This is a genomic window from uncultured Microbulbifer sp. (assembly GCF_947504145.1).
In the GTDB taxonomy this organism is placed as follows: domain Bacteria; phylum Pseudomonadota; class Gammaproteobacteria; order Pseudomonadales; family Cellvibrionaceae; genus Microbulbifer.
In genome coordinates, this window is record NZ_CANNGQ010000005.1 from 76,384 (window position 1) to 94,148 (window position 17,765).

Genomic DNA, 17,765 nt, shown 5'->3' on the forward strand with positions numbered 1-17,765 from the left:
TCGGGACGGGGGGGAAACGAAAATGTCAGCTGGTGTTATTCATGATGCTCAGCAGATAAATAATGACCAACAGTAAAATGCCACTGACGGATTGCCAGAAGCGCACCGGGTAGCGCTCCATCAAAGGCGGCCGCGTGGCATTGACGTATTCCGGATTCGGATGTCGTAACTCGTGCACAAATTCTGACAGGGCGTCGTGGCGCCGCAGTGGATTGGTTTGCAGCGCCTTTCTCAGGGTGGCATCGATCCACGTGGGAATTTCCAGGGATTCGCTGAGCACGCTGCGGTAGCGCAATTTGTGTTGCGCCGCCACGGTGGTGCAGCGGGCAACTCGGGTGCCGTAGGGGAATTCACCACACAGCAGGTGATAGGTGAGCACGGCGAGGGAAAACAGGTCTGAGCGCGGTGTGCCGAGGTCGCCGAGAAAATATTCCGGTGCGCTGTAAAGGGCGGTGCCGAGAATCAGCTGGCCGCTTTCCGCAGAACTGTCCATATAACTTTCTGCAACACCATCGACCCGCGCGGAACCGAGATCAATCAGGGTCACGGTACCGGCACTGCTGATCATGATATTTTCTGGACGCAGATCCTGGTGCAAAATTTCTGCGCGATGCAGGGCCTGCAGGCCTTTTGCCACCTGTTCGATAATGCCGCGCACCGTTTCCAGGCTTGGGTCCGGATTGTCTGTCATCCACTGGCGCAGGGTCTGACCTTCGACCGCTTCCATTGCAGTGTAAACGTAATTGCGCTGGCGATGGGTGGGCGCGGCACGCACTACATGTGCACTGTTGACGCGTCGCACTATCCACTCTTCCATCAGCAGCCGTTCGAGGTAGGCCGGGTCGTCGGAGAGATCGATAGACGGCGTTTTCAGAACAACACGGGCGCTGCTGTCGCCATCAATGGCGAGGTAGACGTGACTGCGGCTGCTGGCGTGGATCTCGCGCTCGATGGTGTAGCCGTCGAAGTTGTCACCGGTTTTCAGCAGTGGTGGCAGCGGTAGCTTTTCGGCCTGTTCGCTCAGCTCCGGTGTGCTTTCCGGCAGTGCGGCAATGCGCACCAGCTGCACGGTGAGATTGTCGTTACTGCCATTGGCCAGGGCCTCTGCCACCAGGGTTTTGGCAATGCTTTCCAGGCTTCTGGGTAGCGTGTCGTCGCGCTGTTCCAGATGTTGTATCAGGGCTTGTTGGGACAGTGATTCGTGCACGCCGTCGGTGGTGAAGATAAACACATCGCCGGCTTCCAGTGTCAGTCGCCGGTAATCGGTATCGACCTGAGGTTCAACCCCCAACGCGCGACTGAGGTAACTGTTCTGTTCGCCCAGCCACTGCCGGTGGTCGTGGGTGAGTTGTTCGAGGGACCCCCGCCGAAGGCGGTAGATGCGGGAGTCGCCGATGTGAAAAAGATGGGCTTCCGTTCCTTTGAATATGGCCGCACTGAACGTGCACACATAGCCTTTGTCTTTATCGTAGCGGTAGGGGCTCTGCTGTGTCTGGCCGTAGAGCCAGGCGTTGCTGGCCTTGAGCACCTGTTCCGCGGCGTTCTGCACACTCCAGCCGTCGGAGGTGCAGTAATAATCATCGAGAAAACTTTTTACTGCGCTTTCGCTGGCAATGGCGCTGACGGAACTCGAACTGATGCCGTCGGCAATGGCGAAGGCCGCACCTTTCAGACCCAGCTGCGGCTCCGGTGGCAGATGCGCGCCACAGCTGTCCTGGTTTTCTGCCTTTAAACCCGCACAGGTATGTTGGCCGGCTTCTAGGATGAGGGTTGTCATTTACTTGTGAGCTCTCAACGTGAAGGAGTGCGCAGAACTGTGTTGCGAAGGTGTCGATACCGGGTAGGGGCTTGCGAGACCTTCTAAAACAGGGACGTTTTAGAAGAGCCCCCATGGATGGGTTCACGGCGTGTCTCGCAATCGCCCACCCGGTAGCGACACCGCCACTAAACGTGGTAGTGACGGTGGAACTTTCGGGAGCTGGGTTCAGTTTCAGGCCAGCGCTTCTTTACCGGACTTGGCGCTGGCAGCCGTCAGCTGACGCTTGGGGGCGGTTTTGTAGTGGGTGCTGTAGAGGGTGAGACCGGTAAAGGCGAGACCGCCAACCAGGTTGCCCAGTGCAGTGGGAATCTCGTTCCAGATCAGGTAATCCATTACTGAGAAATCACCGCCCATCAGGATCGCAGTGGGGAACAGGAACATGTTTACCACCGAGTGTTCGAATGCCATAAAGAAGAACAGCATGATCGGCATCCACATGGCAATGACTTTGCCGCTGACATTGGTGGAAACCATTGCGCCTACAACACCCATGGAAACCATCCAGTTACACAGCATGCCGCGTACAAAAATGGTAAACCAACCGGCCGCACCGTATTCCGCGTAGCCCAGGGTACGCGCTTCACCGATGGAGGAGAGTTTGGCGCCCACCGCACCGGGTTCGATGTTGAAACCCATGGTAAACACAAAGGCCATCATCACTGCGACCGTCAATGCGCCGCCGAAGTTGCCCAGAAACACCAGTCCCCAGTTGCGCAGGATTCCGCCCCAGGTGACCCCAGGCCGTCTGTCGAGCCATGCCAGGGGGCAAAGAACAAACACACCGGTGAGCAAGTCGAATCCCATCAGGTACAGCATGCAGAAGCCTACCGGGAACAGGATGGAGCCAACCAGGTGGGAGCCGGTGGCGACCCCTACGGTCACCGCAAATACCGCCGCAAGTGCGAGGATGGCGCCGGCCATATAGGCCCGCACCAGGGTATCGCGGGTCGACATAAATATTTTGGATTCCCCCGCGTCGACCATCTTGGTCACGAATTCATTGGGAACGAGATAAGCCATAGCTATCACCTTTTTTGGTTTTGGGACCGTTTGTCCAACTGTGATTTCGGTGCTGGATAGTTGCTACTTGTGCCCGGTCGCTGTGTCGCTAGCGCATTATTCCGACGCACAAAAAAAGGCGCCCACACACTCCAGCCGAAGCCGGAAAGTGAAGGACGCCTTTATCCAGAGTGTTCTGATTGTTGCGGGCCTTACTGGGCCCAGTGGCTCTCACGCAACCCCCGCGCAAGAAACCTACACCTGAATAGTTAGCAATCTAGGTGCCAACTTTACTTTGCGGGCGAATAACCCGTGGGAATGCGAAGCGGAGGCGGTTGCCTCTGGCCTGTGGCGCCAAATACCGCGACAAATTCGTTGCGATGCGCGATTTTGGTGCGTGTGCAGCCTGAGTGTGCAGCGCTGAGCAAAGCGCGCGGCGTGTGAAAAATGTGTGGGAGGCACGGCTGGAATACTTATTGCTCGGGAATAGTAAGAGCCTTTGAAACGGTCTCTATCACTCTTTGCCGGGAAGCGCCGCTATGCCAAACCACAGTGAAGATGCAGAAAAATTCCTGCTCGCTGCAAAGCGATCGGAAATCCAGGCGCTGGAGCGGCTGGCGAACAGCTGCGAACTGGTAACCACGGTTTCCGACCTGGTACACCAGCTGCAGCGAGAACGTGGGATCAGCAATATCTACCTGGTTTCATCCGGGCAGCGATTTTCCGGGTTGCGCACAGAGCAGATGGCGGCTGGCAGCCGGAGCGCCGATTCTTTTCGCCAACTGTTGCACGACCACTACCTGCAGGAGGGGCGGTGTACGAATCCGCGGGATATGCGGCTGTTGAACAGCATTGCCTATTCCCTGCACGGACTCGACGAGCTGGAAGAGCTGCGCCGGCACGTGGATGTCTTTGAGGTCAGCGCACTGCAGTCTACCGATGCTTTCTGCCGCCTGATCGCCGGGCTCTTGTCCGTGGTGTTTGAAGCCGCAGATGTGGCGGATGATCCGGAGGTGACGCGGTTGCTGGTGGCCCTGTTCAATTTCATGCAGGCGAAGGAATTTTCTGGACAGGAGCGGGCCTGGGGGGCGATCGGATTTGCTGGCAGCCACTTTGACGAAACTCTGCACGAGCGTTTACAGCAATTGCAGGATTGTCAGCGGCGCAGTCTGGAGATATTTCAGGAGTTTGCCGGAGATACCGAACAGGCTCGCTGGCAGGCCATTGAAGACAGCGAGGAAACCCGGGACCTCAATCGTCTGCGTCGAGTCATTGCCGGCCTGAAAAATGGTGAACCCATTGCTGCGGAAGTCAGTGAGGTGTGGTATCAGCTGGCCACTGCCCGTATCGACGCCATGCATAGGCTGGAAGATGCCATGGCCGCACGTCTGTTGAAGGTGAGCCGGAAACGGGTGTCGGATGCGCAATCGGAACTGGGGCACCACTACGCACAACTGCAGAAAATGAAATCCACCGACTGGAGCCGTATGCCCGCGCTGGCGGTATTGTTCGACCCCGAGGTTCCGGGGCTTTATGGCCGCGGATCCTCCACCGGAGTACCGGCACTGCACGGGCAGAACCTGGCACACTCCCTGTACGACCTGATCCGCTCACAGGTGGCACATATCCACCGCGTCAGTGAAGAGCTGGAAGAAACCCGCCGGGCGTTGACCGAACGCAAACTGATCGAGCGCGCCAAAGGTGTGCTGATGCGCAGCCTGCGGCTGAGTGAGGACGATGCCTATCGCACCATGCAACAGCGGGCCATGGAAATGAATCTGAAACTGGCGGATGTGGCCGCAAAGATTATCGAAATTGGTAACCAGCGGAATGCTACGGTCAGTGGCGGCGATAATCCGCGCTCCGCACCGGAAGCCCGGAGCTAGAGAGCGCGGCTAAAATGCCCTCAGGGTGAGATACCAGTTCATCAGTGTATGCGGTGTCGGGGTATTGAAAAAACGCTGCAGCACAAAGCCACCGGCAAAGGCCACACCCATCGCCACCGGCAGGGGAATCTTGCGTGATTGTGTCAGCGCTTGCGCACGCTGCTGCACCAGCAGACTGACGGCACTGCGGCGTTGCAGTTCCAGGTCCTGCTGGCAGGTTTCAATCTGTCTGCTTAAAGAGCGCAGTGACATCGTTGAGCGCCTCTCTTGCCTGTTTTTTGGATTCTTCAAAGCCGAGTAATTTGCGCAGTCCGTTAATGGACAACAGCAACCCGGCTGCAATCAGAAACTGTGAAACCAGAAAAATCCCAAAGCCGATATAGACCGACTGGGTGAAGTAGTAGCCGAGTAACCCCAAGCCCGCGCACAGGCTTATCGCCAGTGCGATAGCGAAGAAAAAAAGCAGCAGGGCGAAAACGACGATACGCTTCCCCGCGCCGAGGGTGCGCTGGAATTCAAGATGCACCAGGCGAGTAAAATTTTCCGACCAGGCGGTGGCCAGAGTCATGGTGGCCTCGGCACGTTGCATCAGTGCGTCGATCTCGGATTTCAGTTCCGGTTCTGCGTCGGATTCCGCACCGCCGCCAGCCGAGCGATCGTCTGCATAGCCTTTTTCCGAATAGGAATCCCGGCTGCGGTGGTCTGCAGCCGGTTGTGGGGATTCGCGGTATTCGTCAGGGTTGGCATTGCCATTGGTGTCGATGCCGCCCCTGTTCTTTTCCGGTTTGTCCGATCCGGTCATTCACAAGTCCCCACACTCGTCAGTAAAACGATTTGCGTAAATCGCTGAAGTATCGCCTGCTCAGGACAGGAGTTATTTCAGAATTTTCGCGATCAACCAGCCGGCAGCAAATGCGCAGCCAACACTGACCAGAGGATGTGCCTTGATGGAGTTTTCTGCCTTCACCTGCACATCGTGTGCCCGCTCCTTACTCTTGTCCATGGAAGCACGGGTGCGAGCCTTGACGGTTTCTGCCGTCTCATGCGCGCGCGCCTTTACATTTTCGGCAGTATCGTGGGCGGCTTCACCGGCCAGGTGATAGGCCTTGTTCAACTTTTCACGAGTCGAATGCGTACCACTGTTAGGGGCTTTTGCAGTTGCCATGACGCTCTCCTCCGATAGTCAGGGTGAGCGGGAATGGTAAGAAGGCGCGGCAGAAAACCACAGTGGAAAATCGTTAATACAAGTAATCGGTATTAACCGTGATGGGCTTATGCAAAACCGTATATGTGGGTGGAACAATTTTGCGGCACTGCGGGGGAGGAAGGAAATCCGGCCCCATAAATCAGGGGCCGAACTGTTTTCATGTCGCGCTCAGAAGATCGCGGACAGACGGAGATTTTCCTCTGAGGTTTTTACCCGTTGGCGTCATGGGGGTTCAGCGCCTCGCGAATGACAAACTGGATATACTCCTTGTGCGCCTGCGACACCGGGTCATTTCCCGCGGTCTTGAGCTGGCGGTCGATCTGTTTGAGAGAGTATCTGGCCAGCGCTTGCGCCTGCTGCTGACGGGCATCATCCGCTGTGGGCTGGGACAGTTTGATCAGTCGGTTTACATACTCGCGTTGCAGATTCTGGCGGAACGAATCCACGTTGCCGGTTGCGTCTGCTGAGAAAATCGCAAGATTCAGATCCGCGTACAGGTCGGTCATCGAGTATTCATTGCCGTAAAGGGACGAGTCCTGGATACGCTTGAGCACCACCGGGTTGAGCAGGTGATCCAGTACGGATTTCTGCAAATTCAGCACCATATCGTGAACTTTCGGATCTTCGGTTTTGCCGTAGAAGAAGAACCAGCGGCGCTGCTGCTGAAGCTCCTGAATCAGAGAAGACGGGACTTCGAGAGACTGCGGAGCGAACACGTATTGCTCGAGCACGTCCATAGCGCGCTTCTGTTGCTCGGTCGAAACCGGGCGAAACGGCTTGTGCGCACCTTCCTGGCCAACCATGGAGCGGTCGACCATGACCCCGCCTACATAGCGGGACACCGTCTGTGCCGCTCGCCCGTAGTAATGCAGCGCAGAGCTGGCCGCATTGGCCAGTTCCTGGCGAGACTCGCCCTGGGTGAGCATCCGTTCCTGCATGGTGTGCAGAATGCGCTGGCTGTGCTCGAACTGTTGCTGCGCGTAGCCAATAGCATCGCTGCTCATATCTTCAATCATGATCCGAGGATCGATGCCGGCACCCGGTCTGCGCATGTCATCGGCGTCGTTACCAAATACCAGTGCGGGATCGGTCGAGCGGGCCAGGATATTGCTGAGCCGCTGTTCTTCTTCGTCGGGCTCCACAACCGCTGGTGAGTAGCCGTACTCGATCGCCCAGCGGTCATACGCCCCGGGGGCCACGTCGTAAAACTGGCTGTGCAGTTCCGGGTTGGGGGACAGGTTGGGCGCGGGGTAATCCATCACCGAGCCGGTCAGTCCTTCCGACAGGGTGTGCTCGCGGTCAAACACCGACGCCAGTGGTTGGTGCTGGCTTGCGGCAAAATTGTGATTCAGCCCGAGGGTGTGGCCCACCTCGTGGAGTATCAGGAAGTAGAGGAATTCTTTGATAAAGCGGTTGGTGGTTTCAAGCTCCGCACCCATGGCATCCAGTGATGCGAGCCCGAAGGTGCTCCCTATATAGAGTGGCGCGTGGCTGAAGTGCTGATGGTCCGCAGTATGGGTGTTCGAACCGGTCGGTACATTGAATATTTCCGGCAGTTTGGCGCGGCGTTGAATACCCGCGAGTTCCAGCATGATATCCGCGCCCAATATCTGGCCGGTGAGCGGATTGGCAAGGGATGGCCCCAGTCCGCTGAACGCCGGCTGCGGTGAAGCCGTCCAGCGCAATACGTTATAGCGCAGATCCCCCGCTTCCCAGTCTGCGTCGTCCGGCTGTACCTTCACCTGTATCGCGTTTTGGAATCCCGCCTGCTCGAAGGCGGCATTCCATGCCAGGGTTGCATCGCGAATAGTGTCCCGGTATTCCAGTGGCGTGGTGTTTTCGATCCACCACACAATGGGCTCGACAGGCTCCGATACCTCTGCCATTGGATTTTTCTTTACCAGGTGCCAGCGGTTGATCACGTCGCCGTAGGGCGCGGCGCTGTCAGAAGTCATTACCTGGCGGAGGCTAGTGAAATAACCGAGGCGTGGGTCGTCGCGGCGTGGCACAAAGTCATTGTTGGGTGCCTGTACCAGGATATGTCGGATGCTGAACGCCAGGCTCCGCTCGTCGCCCAGGGCATAATCTTTGATATCCGTGCCGAATTCCTTTGGCAGTACCGGCTCTGGATTATCGTATACATACTCGATTTCCAGATCCGTATTCTGCGGGTAATTGTGCAGCCCGATAAATCGGGTTTTGTCTTCGTTGAGCTTGCCGAGCCCGAGTCGCTGCCCGGGCTTTTCTTCCGGATTCGGGGAGGGCTTGAGTTGCCGCAACGATTCGTTGAGAAACAGCTTGTCTACATTGACCAGTATGGCCCCGCTGACCTTGTCTTCCGCGGCGATATTCAGCGCAGCCAGCAGCGGGCGATTGATATTGGCGTGGCTGGCGCGACTAACGGGATTCTCCTTGTCGAAGGTGAAAATCGTATTTTCCTGTCGCACATGGATTTTGTCGAAATAGCGCTCAAAGCGCAGTACCCGCGGTTCAAAATACATACCCATCACGTGGAAAATATTCTGCCCGGGAATTCCGTTGCTCACCTGCATATGGTGGATGATGTTTTTTCCGAGCTGATCTGCCTCGAGTTTCAGGTAGACAGTGCCCGATTTCTCGTCCTGATACAGATCGAAGAGACCGGCTGTGTGCGAGGTGCCTTTGGTGATTTCAGCGACAGATTTGATACCGTTGTCTGCGGTTTTCTCAGACTCCGTTGTTGAAGAGTCGCTACAGGCGGTAATAAAGAGTGAAATGGCGGCGGCAGAAATCAGCCTGGCCGCGATGGAAAACCTGGCCATGAGGAAAGTCCTTTTATTGTGTGTGGGCTGTCATAACAGGGGTTCAAACAGCCGTACATCTTCCTGTTGACCGACTGAGTAAACCAAATTTTTATAAGAGAGACCAGCGCGCCACCGCTTTTGGGGTTCTCAGCCGAGCTATGACTGAGAATAGCGGGTGATGTTGTCGACGACGCCGTCGAGCAGTCGCTGACGGCTCTCGCGGCTGATCCAGGCATTGTGGGGGGTGATGATGAGATTGGGGATGTCCGCAGCCAGCAGTGGGTGATCAGCGGGAGGCGGCTCTACGCTGAGTACATCCAGCGCTGCGCCGGCGATCTGTCGATCTTTCAGTGCAGTGGCCAGCGCAATTTCGTCTACCAGACCACCGCGCGCCGTGTTGATCAGAAACGCGGAGTTTTTCATGGCCGTGAGAAAATTGCGGTCAACCAGTTGATTGGTCTGCTGGGTAAGCGGGCAGTGCAGGCTGATGACATCGGATTCCGCCAGCAGATGATCCAGCGGCACACGGCCTGGCTTTTGTTCACCGGTGAAGGAGTCGGCGACGAGCACTTCCATACCCAGTGCTTCACCGAGCCGCGCCACTTTCTGTCCCAGATCACCGTAGCCGATGATGCCGAGCTTCTTTTCTGCCAGCTCCATAACCGGATAATCCAGCCGACAGAAAATCGGCGACTGGCTCCAGCGGCCGTCCTTCACATCTTTACTGTACTGTTGCCAGCGGGTGGCCAGGGCGAGAATCAGCGCGAGGGTATGTTGCGCGAGGGAAGTGCCGGTATAACCGGTGACATTTTTGACCCGAATATTTCTTTCGGCGGCAGCATCCAGATCGACATTGTTGGTGCCGGTGGCGCAGACACAGATGAGTTTTAGATTGGGGGCGTTCTCGATCAGCGCGCGATCGAGCACCACTTTATTGGTGACGACAACGTCGGCGTTTTTGATGCGTTCGGCGGTCTTTTCCGCTGAGGTTGTCTCGAAAAAATCCCACTGGTCGAGGGACTTATCCAGAGCGGCAGTGTCCAGCTCGTCCAATTTCATGGTCATCGCATCCAGAAATACACCGCGCACCTGTCATCTCCTTTTGAATCATCAAACTCGCCGAGAAGGCCCTCAGGGGCTGTTTTCTGCGGAACGATTGCCGGCCAGGTTGTGGAGCAGAAAACTGCCCCTGAGGGCCGCCCGGAAATCGTTCCTGAGCGTATGGGTAGCTCCGCGTACCGGGTAACGCGTATTACATTACCCGCATGCCCGGTTGCGCGCCCTGGTGGGGTTCCAGAATCCAGATGTCTTTACCGCCGGGGCCGGCAGCCAATACCATGCCTTCACTCACTCCAAAACGCATCTTGCGCGGCGCCAGGTTGGCGACCATCACTGTATGCTTGCCGATCAAATCTTCCGGGCTGTAAGCGCTCTTGATCCCCGCAAATACATTGCGAGTTTCGCCGCCCAGATCTAAAGTCAGGCGCAGCAACTTGCCTGCGCCTTCCACATGCTCCGCATTGGCAATCAATGCGATACGCAGATCCACCTTGGCAAAATCATCAAACTGAATCTGCTCCGCCAGCGGATCGTCCGCCAGTGGGCCAGTGACCGTTTTGGTTTCCGCCTGCAGTTGCGCCAGAGATTCCTTTGCCGCTTCCTGCATGGCTTCTACCTGGGTTTTCTCAATACGCTGCATCAACGGCTTGAATTTGTTGATGGTGTGGCCAGCGAGCGGCGTGGTGGCCGCGTTCCAGTCCAGGGTAACGCCGAGGAATTCCTCGGCTTTTTTAGCCGTTTCCGGTAGTACCGGCGCCAGCCAGGTCATCAGTGCACGGAACATGTTCACGCCCTGGGAGCAGATCGCCAGGACTTCCTGTTCCTTGCCTTCTTCCTTGGCCAACGACCAGGGGGCCTTCTCTGCAATCCAGGCATTGGCGGCATCGGCCAAGGCCATGATCTCGCGGATAGCGCGGCTGTATTCACGGGCTTCGCAAAAATCGGTGATGCGCGGGGCCGCTTCCACAAACTGGTTCCACAGTTGTTCGTCAGCGAGGTCGGCAGCCAGTACACCGCCAGACTTGCTCACAAACTTGGCAGTACGGGAGGCGATATTTACCACCTTGCCCACCAGGTCGGAGTTTACCTTGGCGATAAAGTCATCGAGGTTGAGGTCCAGGTCGTCTACACCGCCGGTCAGTTTGGCTGCGAAGTAATAACGCAGGTACTCCGGGTTCAGGTGGTCCAGGTAATTGCGCGCATTGATAAACGTGCCGCGGGACTTGGACATCTTCTTGCCGTTGACCGTGAGGAAGCCGTGCACACACACCTTGGTAGGCGTGCGGAAATCGGCAGAGTCCAGCATCGCCGGCCAGAACAGCGCGTGGAAGTTGACGATGTCTTTGCCGATAAAGTGATACACCTCGGCAGTGCTGTCTTTTTTCCAGTAGTCCAGCCAATTCAGGCTGTCCCCGTCACCGTTCTTGTCACAGTAGTTTTTCAGGCTGGCCATATAGCCGATAGGTGCGTCCAGCCATACGTAGAAGTATTTGCCCGGGGCGTCGGGAATTTCGAAACCGAAGTAGGGGGCATCGCGGGAGATATCCCACTCCTGCAGGCCGTCGTCCAGCCACTCGGAAAGCTTGTTGGCCACTTCGCTCTGCAGGGTGCCGGAGCGAGTCCACTGCTTCAGAAAATCGGTAAAGGCCGGCAGGGTAAAAAAGAAATGCTCGGACTCTTTTTCTACCGGGGTGGCACCGGAGATGGCGGATACCGGGTTGATCAGCTCGGTGGGGCTATAGGTTGCGCCGCAGGCTTCGCAGTTATCGCCGTACTGATCTTCCGTTTTACATTTCGGGCAGGTGCCCTTGATGTAGCGGTCCGCCAGAAACAGTTCTTTTTCCGGATCAAACGCCTGGGTAATGGTGCGCGAGGCGATATGGCCATTTTCGCGCAGGCGCTTGTAGATCATGGCCGACAGTTCGCGGTTCTCATCCGAGTGGGTGGAGTGATAGTTATCCACCCCGATCAGGAAATCGTTGAAGTCCCGCTCGTGCTCCGATTGCATATTGGCGATGTGCTGTTCTGGCGTCAGTCCCAGCTGCTCTGCCTTGAGCATGATCGCGGTGCCGTGGGCATCGTCGGCACACATGTACAGGCAGTGGTTGCCCTGGGCGCGCTGGAAGCGGGCCCAGATATCGGTCTGGATGTACTCGAGGATATGCCCCAGGTGCAGGGAGCCGTTGGCGTAGGGCAGGGCACTGGTGACGAGGATGTTTCTGGGCTGGGTGCGAGTCTGAGACATCGTTGGTTCCAAAAGCTGCGAGACTGGATTGTCCTGGTAAATCTGGTGCGGCCGCGCGCGGTATCCGGGCGGCGGGAAAAGAGCGCGGAATATAGCAGAAATGGGCTCTGCAAGGCACCCGCGGCGGGGTAAGGCTAGTCTTGTGTTGGCCGCAGACCTTGCCCACAATGCCGACCGAATTTGAGCTCCAGCGAGGATCGCAGTGTGACCGACCATCACGACCATAGCCACGACGACTGTCATGACCACAGCCACGAAGATATTCCTGCCGACGTCCAGGCCCAGCTGGAGCGCGTTGCCGAAGTCATCGGTGCGCTGGAAGACCCGGCCACCGGTTTGCCACTGGATCAACTGGAAGCGGATATTGAGGTGGGGCTCGATGAGGGCCGTGTGTACACCGGTGTGACCCTGGGCTATCCCTGTGCCAGCCAGCAGGGCGCCTGGGCGCAGCGTATCCGCACCGCCTGTGAGCCTCTATTGGCCGATGGTCCCCTGCAGGGGGCGGAAATACAGAGTGATCTGTTTTTTGATATCGGGCGTACTGATAGTGGTGAGGTGCCAGACTCTTTGCGTGCGGTGAAAAACATCATCGCTGTGGCCTCCGGTAAGGGCGGTGTGGGGAAATCCACTACCGCGGTGAACCTGGCGCTGGCACTGGCCGCGGAGGGCGCCTCGGTGGGTCTGCTGGATGCCGACATCTACGGGCCCAGCCTGCCGACCATGCTCGGTACCGAGGGGCTGCGACCCGAGGTGAAAAGCGGCAAGTTTTTTGTGCCGATACCGGCGCAGGGGATCGCCACCATGTCGCTGGGCTACCTCCTGACAGAGGACACCCCAGCGGTCTGGCGCGGGCCCATGGCCAGTGGCGCACTCAACCAGATGCTGACCCAAACCCTGTGGGGGGAAGGCGCTGAAGATGGCCACCTGGACTATCTCGTGGTGGATATGCCCCCGGGTACCGGGGATATCCAGTTGACGCTGTCGCAGAAGGTGGTGCTGGCGGGTGCAGTGATCGTGACCACGCCGCAGGATCTGGCGCTGGTGGACGCGATCAAAGGCGTGGAGATGTTCCGCAAGGTATCGGTACCGGTACTGGGCATTGTGGAAAACATGGCCCTGCACACCTGCTCCAGCTGTGGCCACCGCGAGCCAGTCTTCGGTGCTGGTGGCGGTGACAGAATGGCGGCGGAATACGACACTCGCCTGCTGGGGCAGCTGCCCCTGGCGATGTCGATCCGTGAGCAGGCCGACAGCGGCAGCCCGACGGTGGCCGCAGACCCCAGCGGGGATGTGTCGGCCCTGTATAAAGACATCGCGCGCAAAGCGGCCGCGCAGGTGTGGCTCGCTGGCGACGATGAGTTGCCGGAAATTGAACTTGGCTGACCGGAAGCCGCCCAGGAGAAGGATCGTTGAGTTTTCAGATACGTTTCAGTCCCGAAACCCGCATCGTCACCATCGTCTATTTTGACCGTGTGGATCTCGACGAAAAGCTCGCGTCCGCCCGTCAGGTGGGCGAGAAGTACGGCCACCTGCACCCGCTGATGATTCTGGTGGATGTGCGCCGTGCGGACCTGGTTCTCTCGGTGGATGAGCGCCAGTATTTCGGCACCTTTGTTGCCCGCCAGCCGGGCACCAGCCACGGTCATGTGGCGGTACTGCACGCCCCTGATCGCAATGCCAATGTGGTCATCGACAGCGCGGCCCAGGCGGAAGGGATGCGGATTCTGGAGTTTGTCACTGAGCATGCTGCGCTGGAGTGGCTCACTACTTCCGGCTCAGACGATGAGGGTGCTCACTGACTTCTCCGCTACCTCTCATCGCGGTGCTACGCCTTCTCTGGCCGGCACCTGCTCTTCCGGCATACCTCTACTCTCCTCACCGCTTTTTGCTACCCAAGGTTTTTGGCGCCAGTTTCCCGCGAAGCATTAGGCGTAATTGGTACGCTTGGGTCAGAATTGGAGTGACAAATGCATGCTTCCTTCCTGGTAAGGCCGTCGGCGCCTTCCGGCCTTGTCGTTTCCCGGTCGTTACTCTTGTGGTCAAGGAGACCATTTCGATACTTTGTTTTCACCTTAATGAGAACAGGGTTCCATAAAAGTAAGTTGAGTGTGGATGTTTATGCTAGTCATGACCTGGTGGTCTAGGATGGTGTTGATGTCGCAGGTTTCATCGGTGCCCGGGTTATGTGCCGCTGGGTGCGGAAGGAACAAAAGCAGTAGCAGCAGAATGGATTGGAGTAGTTGCAGTAATGAGTTTTCAGACCCGGTATGACAGTAAGCATCGAGTAGTCAAAATGCTGCTATACGGAGAGGCGACTTATGAAAATCGAATGGAAGCGGTGCGCCAGTTAGTGGCGAAATATGGTCACCTGAAGCCGCTGCGGGTGCTCGCAGACGTACGCCGTATTACCAAAATGTCCATGACGCACGATGAGCAGCAGCGTTATGGCACCTACCTGGGGCAGCTGGAGGCGTTAAAAGGCGCTCGTGTCGCCATTCTCAATACGGCCCAACTCAACACCACCGCGGTGATGCGCAATCACGCGCGCGATGGTGGGCTGGAGCTGCATTCGTTTTTGACCGAGGCCGAAGCAATGAGCTGGTTGACCAGTAGCGCCGAAGTGCCCAGTTAAGCGAACACTTCGGCACACGCCGGGGTAGGGCGTCAGGAGCCCTGAGACTGTTCCGCCTGCTGGCGGCGCAGTTCCTGCTTCTGTTGGCGGCGGGCCAGAGTGGTGGCTTTGGCGTCGTGTCCCAGGTGGTCTTCACCGCGGGCTTTTGCCAGCTGGATCTGTTTCTCGCGCTCGCGGAAGCGGGTCTTGTCCGCCTCTGATACCGAGTCGTGGCAGTGGGGGCAGCTCACGCCCTGTTCGAACAGCTCCGACTGCATCTCCTCATCGGTCACCGGCATGCGGCAGGCGTTGCACTGCTGGTAGCTGCCCCGCTCGAGATCGTGGTTCACCGTCACCCGGTCGTCGAACACGAAGCACTCGCCTTTCCACAGGGTCTCGTCTTTCGGAACGTTTTCCAGATACTTCAGAATACCGCCCTGCAGATGGTAAACCTCGTCGAATCCCTGCTCTTTCAGATAGGCAGTGGATTTCTCACAGCGGATGCCGCCGGTGCAGAACATCGCCACCTTTTTGTGCTTCTGCGGATCCAGGTGCTCTTTGACGTACTCGGGGAACTCGCGGAAACTGGTAGTGTTCGGGTTGACCGCGTGTTCGAAGGTGCCGACCTGATACTCGTAATCGTTGCGGGTATCAATCAGCAACACTTCCGGATCGGAAATCAGCGAATTCCAGTCCTGTGGTTTGACGTAGGTACCCACAGTCTGGCGCGGGTCTATCCCCTCCACACCCATGGTGACGATTTCCCGCTTGAGTTTGACCTTGCTGCGTAGAAAGGGCATCTCGGCGGTGTAGGACTCTTTGTAGTCCAGGGTCGCGAGGCGCGGATCGGACTTGAGATACGTGAGCAGGGCGTCGATACCGGCGCGGTTGCCAGCAACGGTGCCGTTGATGCCTTCGCGGGCCAGCAGCAGGGTGCCGCGTACCTCATTGTCGAGCAGGGTCTGGAGCAGAGGGTCGCGGAGGGATTCGAAGTCGTCGAGGCTGACAAATTTGTACAGCGCACAGACGACGACGTCGGTTGCGTTGGTCATTGTTGTGTCCTTTTGCAGGCCGGAGCGTAAATCCGGGGCATTCGGTAAAAAATCGCCGCGCATTTTAACGAAAAACCTGAGAGCTGTCGTACACTTTTTCGACAGCGGAGAGCAGCCCCTGACTGCAGGTTCATATACTGCCGGGGTGGGCACCGCACTTTCACTTGCCGCCCCGGTAGCCAACGAGGTTTTCCCCATGGCCGATGACATCACTCCCCAGGATTCCCCACTGAGCCGCGCGTTCAGCGATGGCAACCACACTGTCGCCATCGATATCTACGCCGATGGCGAGGGCGCCTGGTTGCTCGAGATCGTCGACGAGAACAACAACACCACCGTGTGGGAGGACGCCTTCGACACTGACGAAGAGGCATTGCAGGAAGCGCTGGATGCGCTGAAGGAAGAAGGGGTGGGCGCGTTTATCGGGCCTGTAGAAGCCAGTGGCAGCTGGGAGGCGCCCTGATCCGCCGGTCGGGGTGTCCTGTGTATGTTGTCTAGCGGGGGCCGCTTAGTACCGGCAAGCGGAATTCACCAGAGCGATTGCAAATAAAAGACACCACTTGCAGCAGGTTTGCCGCGGCCTGCTATGGTTATTAGTAGAAGGGAATCGCGACAGTGTAACAGCACTACCCAATCGCGGCGCCGCCAACGGGCAGCAAGGAAAGTTGCCCTGGCGGTGCCAACTGTCGCGGACTTCGGCTCGCCACAGTTTGCAGATGTATAAAGTGTGGTTGCTCTGCATGAAAAATTTCCTTCCCGTTCTCGTTATCCCCCTGTTGTGTTTTTCGTCGGCGATGCCGGCGCAATCGGGTATCGAACTCACGCTGTCCGACGACCGGGTGATCGATGTGGATCTCGCCGAGGCGAAACTGATTTCTGAGCTGAGAGGCTACGCGATCATTGCCGGGCGCACCTGTATCGACTGCGATGAAAACACCGCGATCTTCCTGGAAAAAATTGATGGCCGACAGGGTCAGCCTGTGCGCGCGCGCCCGGGGCAGGATGAGCCTCCCGAGCCGGAGGAATTTGCACGCCTCGAACAAGGTGATTCCGCGGAGAGTGCCGCAGCGCGGCGAGACCGCTCCCAGGTGGAAATGGAAGGGAGCGAGGACGGAGTGGCAGACATCGATCTGTCCGGCGAGCGGTTCACCTATCCGGGAAAATACCGGGATTACCTCACCAAAGAGCTGGTGGAGAAAACCCGCATGTTTTACGGCAACTGCCATGAGAGTTCGCCCGCGTTGTTGTGGCTGAGCGAATACCGCACGGAAAAGGGATGGGCAAAAGAAGAATATTTACTGGTGTTCCGGGATGAAGGCGTTGAGCACCGGTACAACCAGGCTCAGCAGCCGAGTATTCCCTATATCGAAAATGAAGGTTGCCGGGAGCTGAAGGGGGTGGAAGTAACCACCGAGCCCTGAACAATTTGCGGCGGCACAAAAACAAAACCCCGCAGTGCGGGGTTTTGTTTGAAAGCAGCGCTGGCAAAGCCCTGTGCACTTTCTGTTGCCTGCTAGCTATTGCGTGCTAGTTGTCATGCTCTGGTTACTTTTTCTTGTGATCCCAGATGATTTTCAGTTCTTTTTTACCCCACTGGCGTGCTTTCTTGATGTCCTTTTCCATCCACACGTCAATGCGTTTGGTGAAGCGCTTATTCATACGGTCGCGCACGGTATAGGTACCGGGCAGACCTTCAATACGAACCTTGGCGCCGTTAGTCAGGCCGTGTTTCTCCAGATCGCGGGAAACAGCGATGATCTTGTCACCGGGGCGCAGACGGTTGTTCCAGGCCGCAGTCCAGGGGTCGTCATCGGTCTGGCCTTTCACCGAGTTGTAAGCCGTTGCGACGACCGTCATGGACTTCTTTTTCTTGTCGGTGGACTCCTTGATAGCGGCAAAGGCGTCTCCACCGGCCAGTGCCGAGAGTGATGCTGCGAGTACGATCGCGTACTTTTTAAGACTCTGTCGCATATTTCAGTACCTCCGAAAGCGCTTTAGTCACAGACTCGTTCTGTCTGTGTGGCCTCCAAGTTGATTTCGTAATAAGTGATCAATGTTTGATCAGGGAAGGTCATATTAAACGTCCACGGGACGGAATCAATCT

At 57.3% G+C, this 17,765-nt stretch carries 16 protein-coding genes; 6 read left to right on the forward strand and 10 right to left on the reverse strand.

Annotated elements, in window-relative coordinates:
* Window positions 1-25 precede the first annotated feature (25 nt).
* Both Q1A74_RS16080 and Q1A74_RS16085 read right to left on the reverse strand, forming a co-directional pair.
* Window positions 26-1,777 (reverse strand): bifunctional protein-serine/threonine kinase/phosphatase, encoded by a 1,752-nt coding sequence (locus Q1A74_RS16080; RefSeq protein ID WP_299598596.1) that lies wholly within the window; start codon window positions 1,775-1,777, stop codon window positions 26-28.
* 213 nt (window positions 1,778-1,990) lie between these two features.
* Window positions 1,991-2,839, reverse strand: coding sequence for a formate/nitrite transporter family protein (locus Q1A74_RS16085; protein WP_299598599.1), 849 nt, complete (start codon window positions 2,837-2,839; stop codon window positions 1,991-1,993).
* 518 nt (window positions 2,840-3,357) lie between these two features.
* Here Q1A74_RS16085 and Q1A74_RS16090 point away from each other — a divergent pair.
* Window positions 3,358-4,704 (forward strand): nitrate- and nitrite sensing domain-containing protein, encoded by a 1,347-nt coding sequence (locus tag Q1A74_RS16090; RefSeq protein WP_299598602.1) that lies wholly within the window; start codon window positions 3,358-3,360, stop codon window positions 4,702-4,704.
* A gap of 9 nt (window positions 4,705-4,713) precedes the next feature.
* On the opposite strand, the gene Q1A74_RS16095 is transcribed toward Q1A74_RS16090, so the two are convergent.
* The 6 genes from Q1A74_RS16095 to metG all read right to left on the reverse strand — a co-directional run bounded on the left by Q1A74_RS16095 (window position 4,714) and on the right by metG (window position 11,998).
* Window positions 4,714-4,956 (reverse strand): hypothetical protein, encoded by a 243-nt coding sequence (locus Q1A74_RS16095; protein ID WP_299598605.1) that lies wholly within the window; start codon window positions 4,954-4,956, stop codon window positions 4,714-4,716.
* Window positions 4,925-5,506 carry a hypothetical protein gene (locus Q1A74_RS16100; protein WP_299598610.1) on the reverse strand — a complete coding sequence of 194 codons (582 nt, stop codon included), beginning with the start codon at window positions 5,504-5,506 and terminating at the stop codon, window positions 4,925-4,927. The genes Q1A74_RS16095 and Q1A74_RS16100 overlap by 32 nt, the downstream gene beginning before the upstream one ends.
* Before the next feature lie 72 nt (window positions 5,507-5,578).
* Window positions 5,579-5,869, reverse strand: coding sequence for a hypothetical protein (locus Q1A74_RS16105; protein ID WP_299598615.1), 291 nt, complete (start codon window positions 5,867-5,869; stop codon window positions 5,579-5,581).
* A 251-nt stretch (window positions 5,870-6,120) separates the two neighbouring features.
* Complete coding sequence (locus Q1A74_RS16110) at window positions 6,121-8,712, reverse strand: zinc-dependent metalloprotease (RefSeq protein ID WP_299598619.1); 2,592 nt, start codon at window positions 8,710-8,712, stop codon at window positions 6,121-6,123.
* A gap of 138 nt (window positions 8,713-8,850) precedes the next feature.
* Window positions 8,851-9,783 (reverse strand): D-2-hydroxyacid dehydrogenase, encoded by a 933-nt coding sequence (locus Q1A74_RS16115; RefSeq protein ID WP_299598624.1) that lies wholly within the window; start codon window positions 9,781-9,783, stop codon window positions 8,851-8,853.
* Between the two features lie 163 nt (window positions 9,784-9,946).
* On the reverse strand, window positions 9,947-11,998 hold the full coding sequence (metG, locus tag Q1A74_RS16120) for a methionine--tRNA ligase (RefSeq protein WP_299598630.1): 2,052 nt from the start codon (window positions 11,996-11,998) through the stop codon (window positions 9,947-9,949).
* A 204-nt stretch (window positions 11,999-12,202) separates the two neighbouring features.
* On the opposite strand from metG, the gene apbC reads away from it, so the two are divergent.
* The 3 genes from apbC (at window position 12,203) to Q1A74_RS16135 (ending at window position 14,630) form a co-directional block, all read left to right on the forward strand.
* Window positions 12,203-13,381, forward strand: a complete 1,179-nt coding sequence (gene apbC / locus Q1A74_RS16125) for an iron-sulfur cluster carrier protein ApbC (protein ID WP_299598633.1) — start codon at window positions 12,203-12,205, stop codon at window positions 13,379-13,381.
* A 26-nt stretch (window positions 13,382-13,407) separates the two neighbouring features.
* Window positions 13,408-13,797 (forward strand): hypothetical protein, encoded by a 390-nt coding sequence (locus Q1A74_RS16130; protein WP_299598637.1) that lies wholly within the window; start codon window positions 13,408-13,410, stop codon window positions 13,795-13,797.
* 494 nt (window positions 13,798-14,291) lie between these two features.
* Window positions 14,292-14,630: a hypothetical protein gene (locus Q1A74_RS16135; RefSeq protein WP_299598643.1), complete on the forward strand. Its 339-nt coding sequence runs from the start codon at window positions 14,292-14,294 to the stop codon at window positions 14,628-14,630.
* A 32-nt stretch (window positions 14,631-14,662) separates the two neighbouring features.
* Here the strand turns inward: Q1A74_RS16135 and Q1A74_RS16140 are convergent, their stop codons facing one another.
* Entirely contained in the window at window positions 14,663-15,661 is a 999-nt protein-coding gene (locus Q1A74_RS16140) for a rhodanese-related sulfurtransferase (RefSeq protein ID WP_299598648.1), read from the reverse strand.
* A 196-nt stretch (window positions 15,662-15,857) separates the two neighbouring features.
* Here Q1A74_RS16140 and Q1A74_RS16145 point away from each other — a divergent pair, with 196 nt between their 5' ends.
* The gene (locus tag Q1A74_RS16145; protein WP_299598652.1) at window positions 15,858-16,124 is read left to right on the forward strand and encodes a hypothetical protein; all 267 of its coding nucleotides are present in this window, start codon (window positions 15,858-15,860) and stop codon (window positions 16,122-16,124) included.
* A 277-nt stretch (window positions 16,125-16,401) separates the two neighbouring features.
* On the forward strand, window positions 16,402-17,082 hold the full coding sequence (locus Q1A74_RS16150) for a hypothetical protein (protein ID WP_299598657.1): 681 nt from the start codon (window positions 16,402-16,404) through the stop codon (window positions 17,080-17,082).
* 124 nt (window positions 17,083-17,206) lie between these two features.
* Here Q1A74_RS16150 and Q1A74_RS16155 read toward each other — a convergent pair whose 3' ends face one another.
* Complete coding sequence (locus Q1A74_RS16155) at window positions 17,207-17,632, reverse strand: hypothetical protein (protein ID WP_299598661.1); 426 nt, start codon at window positions 17,630-17,632, stop codon at window positions 17,207-17,209.
* Window positions 17,633-17,765: the final 133 nt, after the last annotated feature.